General features: G+C 72.3%; 15 protein-coding genes. 5 read left to right on the top strand and 10 right to left on the bottom strand.

The genetic code is table 11. The features are described from left to right. Positions 1-129: 129 nt before the first annotated feature. The 4 genes from ACFV6D_RS01130 to clpS all read right to left on the bottom strand — a co-directional run bounded on the left by ACFV6D_RS01130 (position 130) and on the right by clpS (position 3,260). The gene (locus tag ACFV6D_RS01130; RefSeq protein ID WP_063349211.1) at positions 130-561 is read right to left on the bottom strand and encodes a Mov34/MPN/PAD-1 family protein; all 432 of its coding nucleotides are present in this window, start codon (positions 559-561) and stop codon (positions 130-132) included. A 100-nt stretch (positions 562-661) separates the two neighbouring features. Beyond that, positions 662-2,104: an amino acid permease gene (locus ACFV6D_RS01125; RefSeq protein WP_363370278.1), complete on the bottom strand. Its 1,443-nt coding sequence runs from the start codon at positions 2,102-2,104 to the stop codon at positions 662-664. A 187-nt stretch (positions 2,105-2,291) separates the two neighbouring features. Next, positions 2,292-2,864, bottom strand: coding sequence for a DUF2017 domain-containing protein (locus ACFV6D_RS01120; protein ID WP_363370280.1), 573 nt, complete (start codon positions 2,862-2,864; stop codon positions 2,292-2,294). Between the two features lie 102 nt (positions 2,865-2,966). Continuing rightward, on the bottom strand, positions 2,967-3,260 hold the full coding sequence (gene clpS, locus ACFV6D_RS01115) for an ATP-dependent Clp protease adapter ClpS (RefSeq protein WP_063351371.1): 294 nt from the start codon (positions 3,258-3,260) through the stop codon (positions 2,967-2,969). Positions 3,261-3,401: 141 nt separating this feature from the next. Between clpS and ACFV6D_RS01110 the strand changes: the two genes are divergently transcribed. Together ACFV6D_RS01110 and ACFV6D_RS01105 are read left to right on the top strand one after the other, a co-directional pair. Next, positions 3,402-4,718 carry a nicotinate phosphoribosyltransferase gene (locus ACFV6D_RS01110; RefSeq protein ID WP_380494545.1) on the top strand — a complete coding sequence of 439 codons (1,317 nt, stop codon included), beginning with the start codon at positions 3,402-3,404 and terminating at the stop codon, positions 4,716-4,718. 286 nt (positions 4,719-5,004) lie between these two features. After that, positions 5,005-5,595 (top strand): isochorismatase family protein, encoded by a 591-nt coding sequence (locus ACFV6D_RS01105; RefSeq protein WP_380335172.1) that lies wholly within the window; start codon positions 5,005-5,007, stop codon positions 5,593-5,595. 87 nt (positions 5,596-5,682) lie between these two features. On the opposite strand, the gene ACFV6D_RS01100 is transcribed toward ACFV6D_RS01105, so the two are convergent. After that, positions 5,683-6,690, bottom strand: a complete 1,008-nt coding sequence (locus ACFV6D_RS01100) for a hypothetical protein (protein ID WP_380557451.1) — start codon at positions 6,688-6,690, stop codon at positions 5,683-5,685. Between the two features lie 256 nt (positions 6,691-6,946). Between ACFV6D_RS01100 and ACFV6D_RS01095 the strand changes: the two genes are divergently transcribed. After that, positions 6,947-7,489 carry a hypothetical protein gene (locus ACFV6D_RS01095; protein ID WP_380557448.1) on the top strand — a complete coding sequence of 181 codons (543 nt, stop codon included), beginning with the start codon at positions 6,947-6,949 and terminating at the stop codon, positions 7,487-7,489. Positions 7,490-8,189: 700 nt separating this feature from the next. Beyond that, positions 8,190-8,630 (top strand): RNA polymerase sigma factor, encoded by a 441-nt coding sequence (locus ACFV6D_RS01090; RefSeq protein ID WP_380557445.1) that lies wholly within the window; start codon positions 8,190-8,192, stop codon positions 8,628-8,630. 6 nt (positions 8,631-8,636) lie between these two features. Here the strand turns inward: ACFV6D_RS01090 and ACFV6D_RS01085 are convergent, their stop codons facing one another. The 5 genes from ACFV6D_RS01085 to ACFV6D_RS01065 form a co-directional block, all read right to left on the bottom strand. Beyond that, positions 8,637-9,173 carry a DinB family protein gene (locus ACFV6D_RS01085; protein ID WP_380557442.1) on the bottom strand — a complete coding sequence of 179 codons (537 nt, stop codon included), beginning with the start codon at positions 9,171-9,173 and terminating at the stop codon, positions 8,637-8,639. Positions 9,174-9,290: 117 nt separating this feature from the next. Then, complete coding sequence (locus tag ACFV6D_RS01080; protein WP_380557439.1) at positions 9,291-10,451, bottom strand: S8 family serine peptidase; 1,161 nt, start codon at positions 10,449-10,451, stop codon at positions 9,291-9,293. Between the two features lie 148 nt (positions 10,452-10,599). Next, positions 10,600-12,045: a WXG100 family type VII secretion target gene (locus ACFV6D_RS01075; RefSeq protein ID WP_380557436.1), complete on the bottom strand. Its 1,446-nt coding sequence runs from the start codon at positions 12,043-12,045 to the stop codon at positions 10,600-10,602. Positions 12,046-12,088: 43 nt separating this feature from the next. Beyond that, on the bottom strand, positions 12,089-12,514 hold the full coding sequence (locus ACFV6D_RS01070) for a hypothetical protein (protein ID WP_363370297.1): 426 nt from the start codon (positions 12,512-12,514) through the stop codon (positions 12,089-12,091). A gap of 97 nt (positions 12,515-12,611) precedes the next feature. Next, positions 12,612-13,355 carry an endonuclease V gene (locus tag ACFV6D_RS01065; protein WP_380425617.1) on the bottom strand — a complete coding sequence of 248 codons (744 nt, stop codon included), beginning with the start codon at positions 13,353-13,355 and terminating at the stop codon, positions 12,612-12,614. Positions 13,356-13,557: 202 nt separating this feature from the next. On the opposite strand from ACFV6D_RS01065, the gene ACFV6D_RS01060 reads away from it, so the two are divergent. Continuing rightward, positions 13,558-13,800, top strand: coding sequence for a hypothetical protein (locus tag ACFV6D_RS01060; protein WP_380335187.1), 243 nt, complete (start codon positions 13,558-13,560; stop codon positions 13,798-13,800). Positions 13,801-13,891: the final 91 nt, after the last annotated feature.

Here is a 13,891-nt window from a genome sequence, read left to right as displayed (position 1 = left end):
ATTTCTCCCGGGGCCCCCCTCGCCCTAGCCCTTAGCGTTTCCGGATGCGGCCGTTGTGGCGGCTTCGTCGCCCGGGCGCCCCCCCCCCCCGGGGGGGGGGGGGGCGCCCCGCGCCCAGGTGGGTGCTGGTCAGGCCGGGTGGGCCTCGACGACCTGGACGTCTTCCTCTGTGATCTCGCCGTCCACGATGCGGAACGAGCGGAACTGGAACGGGTCGTCCTCGCCGTTGCCGTCGGCGGTGGAGACCAGGACGTAGTGGGCGAACGGCTCGGAGGCGTAGCTCACGTCGGTGCGCGAGGGGTAGGCCTCGGTGGCGGTGTGCGAGTGGTAGACGATCACCGGCTCCTCGTCGCGGTCGTCCATCTCGCGGTAGAGCTTGAGCAGGTCGCCCGAGTCGAACTCGTAGAAGGTGGGCGAGCGGGCCGCGTTGAGCATCGGGATGAACCGTTCGGGCCGTCCGCTGCCGGCCGGTCCGGCGACCACGCCGCAGGCCTCGTCCGGGTGGTCGGCACGGGCGTGGGCCACGATCCGGTCGCGGAGTTCTCGGGTGATGGTCAGCATGCGGTCAGGATAGCCACGCCCCGGCGGGTGTCCGCCGGGGCGTCCGGAGCGCGGTCACCGGGTGTCCGCCACCTGGGCGTGGCGGCCCGGCGCCGGCGGTTCAGCCGCCGTTGCGCACGTGCAGGTGGTCGTGGGCGACGCCGTGGGCGGCCCTCGGGTTGCGGCGCTTGAGCACCTGGTAGCCGATCACCAGCAGGACGGCCCAGCCCGGGAAGACGTACAGCGAGATCCGGTTGACCGAGTCGAACGCGATCAGCACCACGACCAGGGCGAGGAAGGCGAGCGCGGTCCAGCTGGTCCAGGCGCCGCCGGGCGCCTTGAAGGTGGGCGGCGGCAGGTGTCCGGCCCGCCAGGCCTTGCGGTAGCGGATCTGGCAGATCAGGATCATCGCCCAGGTCCACAGGCCGCAGACGGTGGCGACGGAGGTGATGTACTCGAACGCCTTGGCCGGGACGAGGTAGTTGAGCACCACGCCGACGCCCATCAGCAGGCAGGAGAGGGTGATCGCGAAGGCCGGGGTGCGGTGGGAGTTGAGCTTGGTGAGCTGCCCCGGGGCCTGGCCGCGCAGGGCGAGGTCGCGCAGCATGCGGCCGGTGGAGTACATGCCGGAGTTGCAGGAGGAGAGCGCGGCGGTGAGCACCACGAAGTTGATGATGCCGGCCGCGGCCGGGATGCCGATCTTGCCGAAGGCGGCCACGAACGGGCTGACGCCGGGCTGGAACTCGGTCCACGGCACGAGCGAGAGGATGATCACCAGCGCGCCGATGTAGAACAGCATGATGCGCCAGGGCAGGGTGTTGATGGCGCGCGGCAGGGTCTTCTCGGGGTTCTCGCTCTCCCCGGCGGTGACGCCGACGAGTTCGACGCCCAGGTAGGCGAACATGACGATCTGCAGCGTCATCACGGTGGCGCCGATGCCCTTGGGGAAGAAGCCGCCGTCCTGCCACAGGTGGGTGATCGACGCGGTGTCACCGGCCTTGCTGAAGCCGAGGGTGAGCACCCCGATGCCGATCAGGATCATGCCGATGATGGCGGTGACCTTGACCATCGAGAACCAGAACTCGATCTCGCCGAACAGCTTCACCGAGATCAGGTTGGCCGCGTAGAGGATCACCAGGAAGGTCAGCGCACTGGCCCACTGCGGGATGTCGGGCGCCCAGAACCTCACGTACACGGCGGCGGCGGTGGTCTCCGCCATGCCGGTGACCACCCAGAACAGCCAGTACGTCCAGCCGGTCACGTAGCCGGCGAAGGGGCCGAGGAACTCGCGTGCGTACTCGGCGAAGCTGCCGGAGACCGGGCGGTAGGTGAGGAGTTCGCCGAGGGCGCGCATGATCACGAAGATCGCCACGCCGGCGACGGCGTAGGAGAGGATCAGGCTCGGGCCGGACCGGGAGATCGCGGTTCCCGCGCCGAGGAAGAGGCCGGTGCCGATGGCACCGCCGATCGCGATCATCTGGATCTGGCGGCTTCCCAGCCCCCGGTGATAGCCCTCCTCGTCCGGTTTCGCGTCGACCACGTCGTCGTACAGCTGCTCGGCCATGGTGCACCGTCCTGGGTGGGTCTCGTGGGGTGGAGAAGTCGTACCACGCAGGGTTCGGATAGCGGTGTTCATCTGAGCGTTATTTGAGCATGACCTGCTAGGGTTTGCCCGATTTAAAGAGAAATGCCCCGGCCATCCGTCCACATATTGGACGAATCGACCGGGGCCTGCCCGGAAGCGGGCAGGATCAGTCCGCGATCGCCTCCAGGAGCGTCTCCTGGAGCGCCCCCAGCCAGACGTACGCCATCACCAGCGGCTTGCGGTCGTCCTCGTCCGGCAGCTCGTAGAGCTCCTCGTCGTCCTCGCTGACCTCCAGCTGGACGCCCAGGGTCAGCCGCAGGTCGTTGAGCGCGCCCAGCCAGCGCAGGCCGTCCGCGGGGTCCAGCTTGAGCACCCCGCCCTCGCCGCCGAGCCGGTCGAGCATCCGGACGACGTGCAGGGCGTCCTCGCGCTTGCGGGTCCGCAGGTCCACCTCGGTGTAGCGGCGGAACTCGCCCGAGGCGGCCCGGCTCTCCTGGTCCTCCGGCCCGGCCGGGTCGCCGTAGGCGTCCGGGAAGAGCCGGGCGAGCATCGGGTTGGCCGGCGCCTCGGTCGGGCCCTCGGCGAACAGCGCGGCCAGCGGATCGCCGCCGTCCCCGCCCGGGCCGGGCCCGATCAGCTGCAGGATCCCCACCTCCAGGGAGCGCAGGATGGAGGCCTCCAGCTCGTCCAGCGCGATCGTCGCGCTCCCGCCGCCGGCACTCTCGAACAACCCAGCCATGTCTATCGGTCAGCCCGTCTTCGTCGTCTCGGGTGGGGTACCGGCTCCGCGGCCGCGGCAACTCGCGCCGCGGCCGCCGCGCTGCGGTCGGTCGTGCTGCGGTCAGTCGTGCTGCAGCGTCGCCCAGAGGCCGTAGCCGTGCATCGCCTGGACGTCGCGTTCCATCTCCTCGCGGGAGCCGCTGGAGACCACCGTCCGACCCTTGGTGTGCACCTCCATCATCAGCTTCCTGGCCTTGTCCTTCGGGTAGCCGAAGTAGGCCTGGAAGACGTACTGGACGTAGCTCATCAGGTTCACCGGGTCGTTGTGCACGATGGTCACCCAAGGCGTGTCCGGCTCCACCACCGGTAGTCCTTCGACCTCCGGGCGCTCGATCTCCACGGGCGCGACACTCACCGCCGGGTCCTCCTCGCTGCGCAGTCCGTCCACGCCTCTTCAGCCCCATGCTGCCATCCGGGGGACCCCCGGGCGATTCCGGACCGGCTCGCAGCACGAGAAATCGTCACTCTGACGCTAAGTGGTAGTAGCATCATCCGCATGGACGCCACTTCAGTGCGCGCGGCCGGTTCGACCGCGCTCCTCACCGACCGCTACGAGCTCACCATGCTGCAGGCCGCCCTGCGCAGCGGGGCCGCGCACCGCCGCTCCGTGTTCGAGGTGTTCACCCGCCGCCTGCCCAGCGGCCGCCGCTACGGCGTCATGGCCGGCACCGGCCGGGTGCTCGACGCCATCGAGGACTTCCGCTTCACCACCCCGCAGCTCGACTGGCTGGCCGGCCAGGGCGTGGTCGACGACGACACCCTGCGCTACCTCGCCGACTACCGCTTCGCCGGCGACATCCACGGCTACCCCGAGGGCGAGGTCTACTTCCCCGGCTCGCCGCTGCTCACCGTCGAGGGCAGCTTCGCCGAGGCGGTGATCCTGGAGACGGTGATCCTCTCGATCCTCAACCACGACTCCGCGATCGCGGCCGCCGCCTCCCGGATGACCGCCTCCGCCGGCGGCCGCCCGGTGATCGAGATGGGCGCCCGGCGCGCCCACGAGCAGGCCGCCGTCGCCGCCGCCCGGGCCGCGTACGTGGCCGGCTTCGCCGCCACCTCCGACCTGGAGGCCGGCTTCAGCCACGGCATCCCGACCACCGGCACCGCCGCCCACGCCTTCACCCTCGTCCACGACAGCGAGCGGGACGCCTTCCGCGCGCAGATCGCCTCCATGGGCAAGGGCACCACGCTGCTGGTCGACACCTTCGACCTGCGCGAGGCCGTCCGCACCGCCGTCGAGGTGGCCGGCCCCGAACTGGGCGCCGTCCGGATCGACTCCGGCGACCTCACCCTGCTGGCCCACCGGGTCCGCCGCCAGCTGGACGACCTCGGCGCCACGAAGACCCGGATCATCGTCACCTCCGACCTCGACGAGTACGCCATCGCCGCACTCGCCGCCGCCCCGGTGGACGGCTACGGCGTCGGCACCAGCCTGGTCACCGGCAGCGGCCACCCGACCTGCGCGATGGTCTACAAGCTGGTCGCCCGCGCCGAGAGCGCGGACGGACCGCTGGTGCCGGTGGCCAAGCGCGCGGCCGGCGGCAAGACCAGCATCGGCGGCCGCAAGTGGGCCGCCCGCCGGCCCGACGCCGACGGCGTCGCCGAGGCCGAGGTGGTCGGCACCGGAGCGGTCCCCGCCGACCTGGAGCCGCACCTGATGCAGGTACCGCTGGTGCGGGCCGGCCAGGCCGTCGGCCGCGAACCGCTCACCGCCGCGCGCGAACGGCACATCCGGGCCCGGGCCGCACTGCCGCTGTCGGCCACCCAGCTCTCCAAGGGCGACCCGGTCCTGCCGACCGAACTCGTGCTCTGACCCCGCCCCGGCCGACCGGCGCGGACCGAGCGCCGGCTCGGGGTCGTCCGCCGGGTTCGCCGGTCCGGCGGTTCAGCGGTCCGGCGGTTCGGCGGTTCGCGCCGGGCGCCGGCCCGGGGTCCGCCCCAGGCCTTCCGCCCCCGCACGCCACTCCCTAGAGTCAACCGTAGAGTTCCCCCGGAGCTCCCCGAGAACCCCCGAGCCCCGCCGCGGGCCGAGTACTCCCGAGGGCTCCCCCCCACCGGCGCGCCACCACGGCCGCCCCCCACATCCGAGGATGCGAGCCATGCACCGGGCACTGATCGTCGTCGACGTGCAGAACGACTTCTGCGAGGGCGGCAGCCTGGCCGTCGCCGGCGGCGCCGAGGTGGCCGCCGCCATCACCGACCTGATCGTCGAGTCCTCCCCCGGCTACCAGCACATCCTCGCCACCCGCGACCACCACATCGACCCGGGCGACCACTTCTCCACCGAGCCCGACTACGTCACCAGCTGGCCGGTGCACTGCGTGGCCGGCACCGAAGGCGTGGGCTTCCACCCCAACTTCGCCCCCTCCGTCATCTCCGGCGCGGTCGAGGCGGTCTTCGACAAGGGCGCCTACTCGGCGGCGTACAGCGGTTTCGAGGGGCTGGACGAGAACAACCGCGGCCTGGTGGAGTGGCTGCGCGAACGGCAGGTCGACGAGATCGACGTCGTCGGCATCGCCACCGACCACTGCGTCCGGGCCACCGCCCTGGACGCCGCCCGGGCCGGCTTCACCACCCGCGTCCTGCTCGACCTCACCGCCGGGGTCGCGCCGGCGACCACCACCGCCGCGCTCGCCGAACTGCGGGCCGCCGGGGTCGAGTTGGTCGGCGCCCCGGTGGTTCGGGGGTAGCTCCGACTCCGGTTCGGGGGTAGCCACGGCTCCGGGTGCGGCTCGGGGGTAGCCACGGCTCCGGGTGCGGATGGATCCGATCCGGAGCTAACCGACCATCAACTCCACCACGTCCGAACCGCCCACCCGGTGGGCCTCGCGCAGTTCGGCGCCGACCGCGTCCCGGTCGGCCGCGAGCCGGGCGCCGGAGACGTACACCACCCGGATCCCCAGGTACTCCATCCGGTGCTGGCCGCCGCGCACCCAGGCGGCCTCGCCCTCGCTGACGCAGCGCAGGTCCGAGTCCACCTCCACGGCAACGCCCTGCTCCGGCCAGTAGAGGTCGGGCACGGCGATGTACGTGCCGCCGCGCATCCGCAGCTCGGGGCCGACCAGCGGGACGGGCAGCAGGCACTCGTCCACCAGTTCGCCGACCCGGTCCAGGACGAAGTCCCGCTCACCGGCCAGCAGTTCGTCCAGGGCGGCGCGCACCCGGGGCTCGCCGGTCAGCCCGGACTCGGTCAGCTCGGACGCCAACTCCCGTACGGTGCAAGGTCCGTCTGGCCTGGAGACGGCCTCGCGCAGCACCTCCCGCACCGGCATCGGGGTGCCACCCTCCTCCACGGTCCACTCGCACAGCGCGTCCGCGACCGCCCGGGCGACCGGCGCGCAGGCCAGGCCGTGCACCGAGCGGGCCACCAACTCCCGTTCAGTACGCAGGATCCGCACCTCCCCGGCGTCCTTCAGCCGGCGCTGACGGGGCACCAGGACGTCCACCCCGATCACCGCCGGCAGCCGGGGCACCGCGGCGAAGCCGTACAGCGCGAGCGCGGCCGCACCGGTGATCACCGCGCCCTCGCGACGACCCTCCTCGCGACCGTTCTGCGCCGCGTACAGCAGGGCGGCCCACATCCGCTGCTCCGGGGTCGGCCCGTCGGACTGCAGCAGGTACACCCGGGGCAGCAGCCGCCGCCAGGGCCCGCCGCTACGGCAGTGCTCGGTGATGACCCGGGCCGGCACGCCCCGGGCGCGCAACTGGCTCGCGGTGACGACGTTCTGTTGACGCTTCGCCAGCTCCTCCAGGGACGGCGGCGGCGTGGGAATCCGGTAGCTCATGCGGACACCATCCCCAACCGCCCCGACCCGCCACCGGCCACCTGACGCACTGTTACCCAACCGTCGCGAAACCGGGATCAGCTCGCACTAAAGTCCCCATACCCTCACTCAATCGGAGTAATTGACGGTCGTCAGGTTGTCATATCTGATCGAAAACGATCGCCCACCAGGCCGCCTGACCCAGAGTGACCAAAGGCATACGCCGGGAGACCCTCCAGGCGTCAAACCCGCCCCGGGAATTGCCTAGGCTTGCGTCATGTCACGTGACGAGACCGCCGGCCTCCGCGCGGCCCAGCTCCGCCTTGGCCGTCTGCCCGGATACGTCCGCCGCCCGGACCCGGCCCGCCGCAGCGGCGAACAGGGCCATACGTACAAGAAGGGCTGGGAGGTCCGCTTCACCGCCCGCAGCGAGGCCGAGATAGCCGAGATCCGCGACCTCGTGGTCGCCGCCGGGTTCGCCCCGGCCAGACCCTTCTTCAAAGGCCACCAGCTCATCCAGCCGGTCTACGGCATGGCCGCCGTCCAGGCCTACCTGGCCGCGAGACAGGCGGCCGAGGAACACGCCGCCCGCACCGCACTCGGCCGCCGCCGACGAACCGCCGGCGGACACCCCGCCACCACCGGGCACTCCACCGGGCACCCCGCCGGCGCCGCACACCGGTGCGAACGCGAGGAAGCCGCCGCCGCAGCGGCCCAACTCGCCCGGCGGCGGGCCATCGAATCCTTCCCCGCCCAGGTCGAACGGAGCAGCGCCGTCGACGACCGCCTCTCCCCGACGGAGGCCCGACCGCAGCCCTGACGGCAGACCACCCCGCCCGCGCCTCGGCCCCCAGGCCGCCGAGGCGTGGCCGACGTGCACGGTGGCGGCCAGCAGGCGCGGGACCACCCGGATCAACGCCTGCTCCGCCCCCTCGGCCACCCGGTGCGCCGCCGCCACGGCGAGCGCACCGTCCACCCACCACCCCTGCCGCCACGCCCCCGCCACACCCGCCTCGGCGCGCAGCGCACCCACCGCCCGCATCCACCGCCCGCATCCACCGCCCGCACCCGGGCTGCGCGCCCCCGGCGGAGGCATGCACGGCGGTGCCCATCCGGCCCGTCGCGCCACGCCGGTACGGGCGCGACCGAAGGTGTGGTTGCGCGGATGGTTGTGCGGCCGCAGCTTCGCGCCGTGGGCGTGGACGCCAGCCTCCATAAGCCCTACGGTGGCACATCAACCGTGTTGCAACCACGGCCCTTCTGCACCCCCTGACCAGCCGCGACGCGCTCGCAACTACACCCCCCCGCACCACTGCGCCACCCTCCCCCACCGATCCTCCGCCCGGCCGCCCCACCACCGCTGCACCACCGCGCCCCACCGGTCGACACCGGAACCGGCCGAGCGGCGGCGGGTTCCGGGCATTCAATCCGATTGGTAACCCAGCGCACCGAGGGCATATCGTAGAGTGAGCGCAGATGATCGACCGTCAGCTATCCATCTCCCTTTCCGAGAAGTCGAGATGACCAACCGTCACGCGAGTTCCGCCGAGCCGCCCCCGAGGCCCGGTGAACCGGAGGACGTACCACTGGAGTTCGCCGCCTTCTGCGAACTCCACCGCCCCCGGTACCTCAGCTACGCCCGGGTGTGGCTGACCGAGCACAGCAGCGCGGCCACCGCCGTCCAACAGGCATTCGCCGAAATCGCCGTCCAATGGCGCGAGTTGCTGGGCAGCTCCAACCCCACCGCGAACGCCTGGCAGATCCTGCGCAGCACCGTCGCCGACCACACCCGGCACGTGCCCGCCACACCGGACCGCCACCCCGCCGACGACGACCTGGCGATCCTGCACTACGTCGTCGGCCTCGCCGCCCCCGAGATCGCCGACGTCATCGGCACCGACACCGCCAGCGTCGCCGGCCGACTCCGGCGCACCATGCTGTGGGAGGCCTCCGGCTGGTGAGCCCCCTCAGACCCGCTCGCCCGTCACGTCGAACAGGTGATGCACCGGGTCGTGGATCAGATAACGGGCGAACGACTCCACCGTGAACCGCGCCCCGTCACTACGGCCCCCGGTCCGCCCCCACTGCTCGCCCGCCACCCGCCCGAACGCCGCCGCCAGCACCTCCGCGGCCGCCGCCAACTCCCCGGCCACCACCGCCGGCACCTGCTCCCCGTACCGCTCGGCGACCGCCGTCTCATCCTGGTCCCAGTTCGGGAACAGCGGGGCTTCCTCGGCCAACATCAGGTCCAACCGGACCCGGAACAGCCGGAACACGTCCCGGACATGGCACGCGTACTCCAGCCCCGACCACACCCCCGGCCGCGGCCGCCGACGCAAACCCTCCTCGGCCCCGGCCAACAGCGCCACCCAGGCCTCCGCATTGGCCCGAACCATCCCCGCGACGTCCTCCCGCACCACCGCCGCAACATCCAGCCCACAATCCGGACACGGGCGTTCCAACACCCACGTCCAGTCCTTGCCGTCCGGAACGACCACACCCACCGGATCCACACCCCGCTCAGAAGCACTCATGGCCCCAGCATGGCCACCCCACCACCCACCCCACCAGCGGCAAGGACGCCAACCGCCACCAAAATGCTGCCACCCCGCCCGCCGCCCTCAGCCGCCCGCACCCCTGCGCCGCCGCACCCGCACCACCCACACCACGACCGTCACCACCCCGCCGACCAGCACCCCCCACAACGCCACCCCCACCGCAACCCCGACCCCGAACCAGCCGCCCCCGCCGGCCCCACCGGCCCCCGCCGCAGGCACCACGGCCTCGCCACCAGGCTCCTCCGTCACCCCGCCCCCCGCAGCCCCCTGCGACTCCCCCCGCCCCACCAACGGATTCACCCGAGAACCGCCGTCCACCACCGGATCAGCCTCCAACGCCTTCGCCGGCGCCAGCACCCCGAAGCCGTACCTGCTCCCCGGCACCGCCGACCCGTCCCGCGGCGGCGTGGCAGTCCTGATCATCCGATTGATCACCTGCCCAGCCGAAAGCTCCGGATACCTCGCCCGGATCAACGCGGCGGTGGCGGAGACGTAGGCGGTGGCATCGGAGGTGCCGTTGCCCACGCCGTAGCCGGCAGAGGTCTTCGCACTGGCCCGGTAGATCTCCGCCCCGGGGGCGACCAGTGTGGTCTCCGGTCCGTAGCTCGACTTCTCCCACAGTCGCCCCTGCCGGTCCACCGCGCCGACCGCCACCACTCCGGGGAAGGCCGCCGGGTACTCGACATGGGTGGCCTCGTTCCCGCTGTTTCCCGTCGCGGCCACCATGACCACGTCGTGGTCGACGGCGTACTTGACGGCCGCCCTGGTCTCCTGGTCGGCCCCGGCGTAACCGCCGATGGACATGTTGACCACCTTGGCACCGTGGTCGACGGCGAACCGGATCGCCCGGACGAGACCGGCCTGCGCCACGGCGTCAGCGGAATCCCAACTCACGCGGACGGGGAGGATCTTCGCCTTCGGTGCCAGGCCCATGATGCCGGCACCGTCGCCATGGCCGTGACCGGCGATGAGACTCGCCATCCCGGTGCCGTGGCCATCCTTGTCAACCGTGCCGTCTCCGTTGTCACCGGAGAAGTCGGCCCCGGGCACCACCTGTCCGGTCAGATCCTGATGGCCGGTCATCACACCGCTGTCGATGACGGCCACCGTGATACCGCCGCCCTGCGACACCGGCCACAACGCCGTTTCGGCCCGGTAGTCGCCGAGCACCCACTGCTCGTCGCGGATGCTGTCCGCGCCGGCCCGACCCGCCCCGATCGCCACGACCAGACTTCCCGCCGCCAGCACGGCCAGTCCGCGCCCAAGTCGCCCGTCCCTCAAGCCCGGTCACCCCACTCAGCACAGCGGCGCCCAGTGGTCCACGAACCACGAGGGCCCCGATCGAATCACCCGGTCGTCTGCGGACCAGGAGTCATTTCACCACGTTCGGATTGACGGGCCCTTCCGATGCCCAGGTCTGCTCGTCCTCAACTAGGTAGTCCGGCCGTTTGCGGCCGCCCTCCTTGTCCTTGGCCCGCCCCTGGGCGCCCCCGCACGGAACCGCGGGCACCTGGGACGACGTGGGAACGCCCGCGGACTCCGGCCGCGGGCGATTGCGCAGCCCGAGGCCGGACCCGCCCTCGGTGAAAGCCCGCCTGCCGCCGGAGGCGCCCTCCCCGGCGGGCGCCCGGCCACCCAGTACGGCTCCCGGTCGTTCGCCGACGCCCACCACCCCGCCCCCGACCCGACCGGCCACCGAACCGCCCCTGCCTCCGGCACCCGGGCCGCCACCGCGGACGCCTTCGGGGACCTGGCCGCCGCGGCCTGCACCGGGCCCGGCCGGTAGGCTGCCGCGACCCCCGGGCTCTCGCTCGACGACCGCCGGTGTCTCCCTCACCCCGGCGAACAGACCCGGCGTCGTTGCGCCACCACCCGGCCCGAACCCTCCTGGGCCGGCGGCGGTCTGGGTGCCCGGCCCCGGGGAGACCGGCGCGCCCGTCACCCCGGTCGACGCCGGCCGCCCGGCCACCGTCGGCGGCGCGGTGCCTGTACCGTCCACCGTCGTTCCCGCGCCGAAGTTGACCGGCCCCGGCTTGACCGGTGCCGTGGCCACCCCGCCCTTGATTCCGGGTTCCGAGGCCACCGAGGTCTTTCCCGAGGCACCCGGCGACTCCGGGGCGGCACCGGCGCTGCTCGGCCTGCGACCCCGAGGCTTCGATGGCTCCGTCTCCGATGGAGTGAAGAGGCCTCCGGGCGAGCCCATGTTGCCAACCCCCATGCCGGTCATGAGGCCGCCCACCGCAGCCGCCCCGCCTTGGTCGGCACCGGTCTTGTCGGAGAAGTCGTCGCGCGCTCCGGGCTTCGACGGGGTTCCCGGTGGGGGTGGGGGCTTCAGGGTGGGGGTGGCGATGCGGTAGTGCATGGCGAGGGTTTGCATGACGGTGGCGGCTTCGGCTTTTCGGCGGTCGGCGACGGGGATGTGTTCGTCGTCGCCGCCGAAGACGGAGGAGACGCCGTCGCCGACGGTGTCCTTGACCTTTTCCCAGGTGCTGGGTTCCTCGGGCATGTCGCGTTTGGCCTTGGCGATGGCCTCGGACATGTTGTGGAGGGTGTTGGCCGCGTCGTTGGCGTAGGAGGCGGCGTTGTTGATGCTGTCGGCGAGGTGGAGCATGCGGGTGTGGAAGGCGTCGCTGGTGGCGCCTTCCCAGGTGACGGCGGCTTCGGTGCTGGCGCGGGTGAGGGTGGCGCGGATGGCCTTGAGGGTGTCGGCGGCGTGGCGCCAGGGGTCGCCGGCGGCCATGACTTCGCCGGGGTTGAGGGCCTGGGCCATGGTGCGGAGTTGGGCGTGGCTGTAGGTGGTGAAGTCGGTGTAGGCCATGGGGGTTCGCCTCCGTTCGGGCTCGGCCGGGGGTGGCCGGGGGTCAGGGGGCGGGTGGGGCGACGGTGTGCTCGTAGGCGGCCTTGCTGCTGGCGGAGGGGTTGGCGACGGACCAGCCGTCGTCGCCGAGTTTGAGTTTCTTCGCGGTGTGCTGGTCGTGTTCTTCGTAGGTGGTGGCGGTGAGTTCGGCGTTCTTCTGGGCTTCGTCGACGGCTTGTTGGAGTTGGTTGAGGACGTCGCGCAGGCCGTCGCGCATGGTGTTGTAGCGGTTGTGGATCTCGGTGGCTTCGGCGAAGGTGCCGAAGGCGGTTCTGCCGATGCCGCTGCGCCCGTGGGTGCCGGTGCCGTCGGCGTGGTGCTGGAATTCGGCGAGGAGGAGCCGGACTTGGGCGGCGAAGGCGCGGAGTTGTTCGACCTCGACGCGGTAGCCCTGGCCGGCGCCTCCGGTCGTGCCGGTTCCTGTTGCCACTTCGGCGCCTCCCCCGTGCGTCCGTGGGTCGCTGCCGGGGTTGGGCCCCGGTGTCTCATGTCTAACACACGGGGCCCGAATTCCGCCTGGTACCTGGTCAGTTCGCAGGCGTCCTCGTGTGGAGGGCGTCGGCGAGGGCGCGGCGGCAGAGGGAGTCGGCGTGCCGGGTGGTTTCGGGGAGCCGGTAGTGGGGGGCGAGTTGGAGGGTGGTGCGGACGGCGGTGTCGAGGCTGATGCGGTGGCCGATGGAGACGTAGACGGGTTTGACGCCGGGCCGGGTGCGGAGGGCGCGGCCGACTTCTTCGCCGGTGGCGGGGTCGGTGAGCGGGGTGGTGGAGCCGCGGGGGGTGTCGGGGTCGTGGTGGTGGAAGGTGAACGGGGTTTTGGCGACGCCGAGGGTGCGCAGGCCGGTGAGGACTCCGAGGTGGCTGGCGAGGCCGAGGCGGCGGGGGTGGGCGAGGCCGTAGCCGTCGCAGACGACGGTGTCGGGGGTGTGGGTGAGGGCGGCGAGGGCGTCGAGGACGGCGGGGAGTTCGCGGAAGGCGAGCAGTCCGGGGGTGTAGGGGAAGGGGATGCGGCCGACGGCGGTGGACTGTTCGACGACGGCGAGGGTGTCGTGGTCGAGGAGGACGGCTGCGGCGGCGACGAGGTCGTGTTCGTCGTCGTAGGCGACGTCGACGCCGGCGATGAGCCGCCCGACCCCGCTGCTGGAGCCGGAACCGTCGGAGCCCCCGGAACCGTAGGCGTCGTCGGGGTCGTGGGTCTGGACGAGGGGGCGCAGGCGTTCCTGTTCGGCGAGTGCCTGGGCTTCGGTGGTGGGCCAGTCGGCGGGGATGGGCACGGGTGTTCCCCCGGGTGGGTGGGGCGGGCGCGGTCGGGTTCACCGTACCGAGGGGCGGACGACCCCGGGGTGAGCCTGTGCGCCCCCCGTGCTCCCGGTCCGGCGGGTTAGCCTGGACTTACCGAACTCCCTTGCCGGGCAGCACTTCTGGGACCGGCACGATTCCCGCTCGTTCCCCCCGACGTGCGAAGGACCCCCCGCCATGCCTCGTCCGTCCGCTGCCCAGTACTGCCTCGGTTCGTTCACCGTCGTCGCCGCCACGGTGGCACTGCTGGCCGTTTCGGACGCCTCGGGCGTCCTGGAGGTCGTGGTGCTGGAGGGGTTCGCGCTGGCGCTCGGCACCGTGGTGACGGTGCTGTCGCTCGCCGTGTCCGGCCGGTCGGCGGCGAGGGCGGGAGCGACCTCCCCGGCCGCGGCCGGACACGAGTACGCCCGGCAGCGCTAGGGCGTGTCTTCAAACTCCCGTCGTCCGCCCGGAGGGCGGGCGTGGCGGCGTTGGGGTGCGTGCATCGCAAGGCGGAGGAGGGAGTCCATGC

It is taken from the genome of Kitasatospora sp. NPDC059812 (assembly GCF_042732075.1).
GTDB lineage: Bacteria > Actinomycetota > Actinomycetes > Streptomycetales > Streptomycetaceae > Kitasatospora.
The sequence above is the reverse complement of the archived record's forward strand: the minus strand, read 5'-3'. Positions and strand labels throughout refer to the sequence as shown.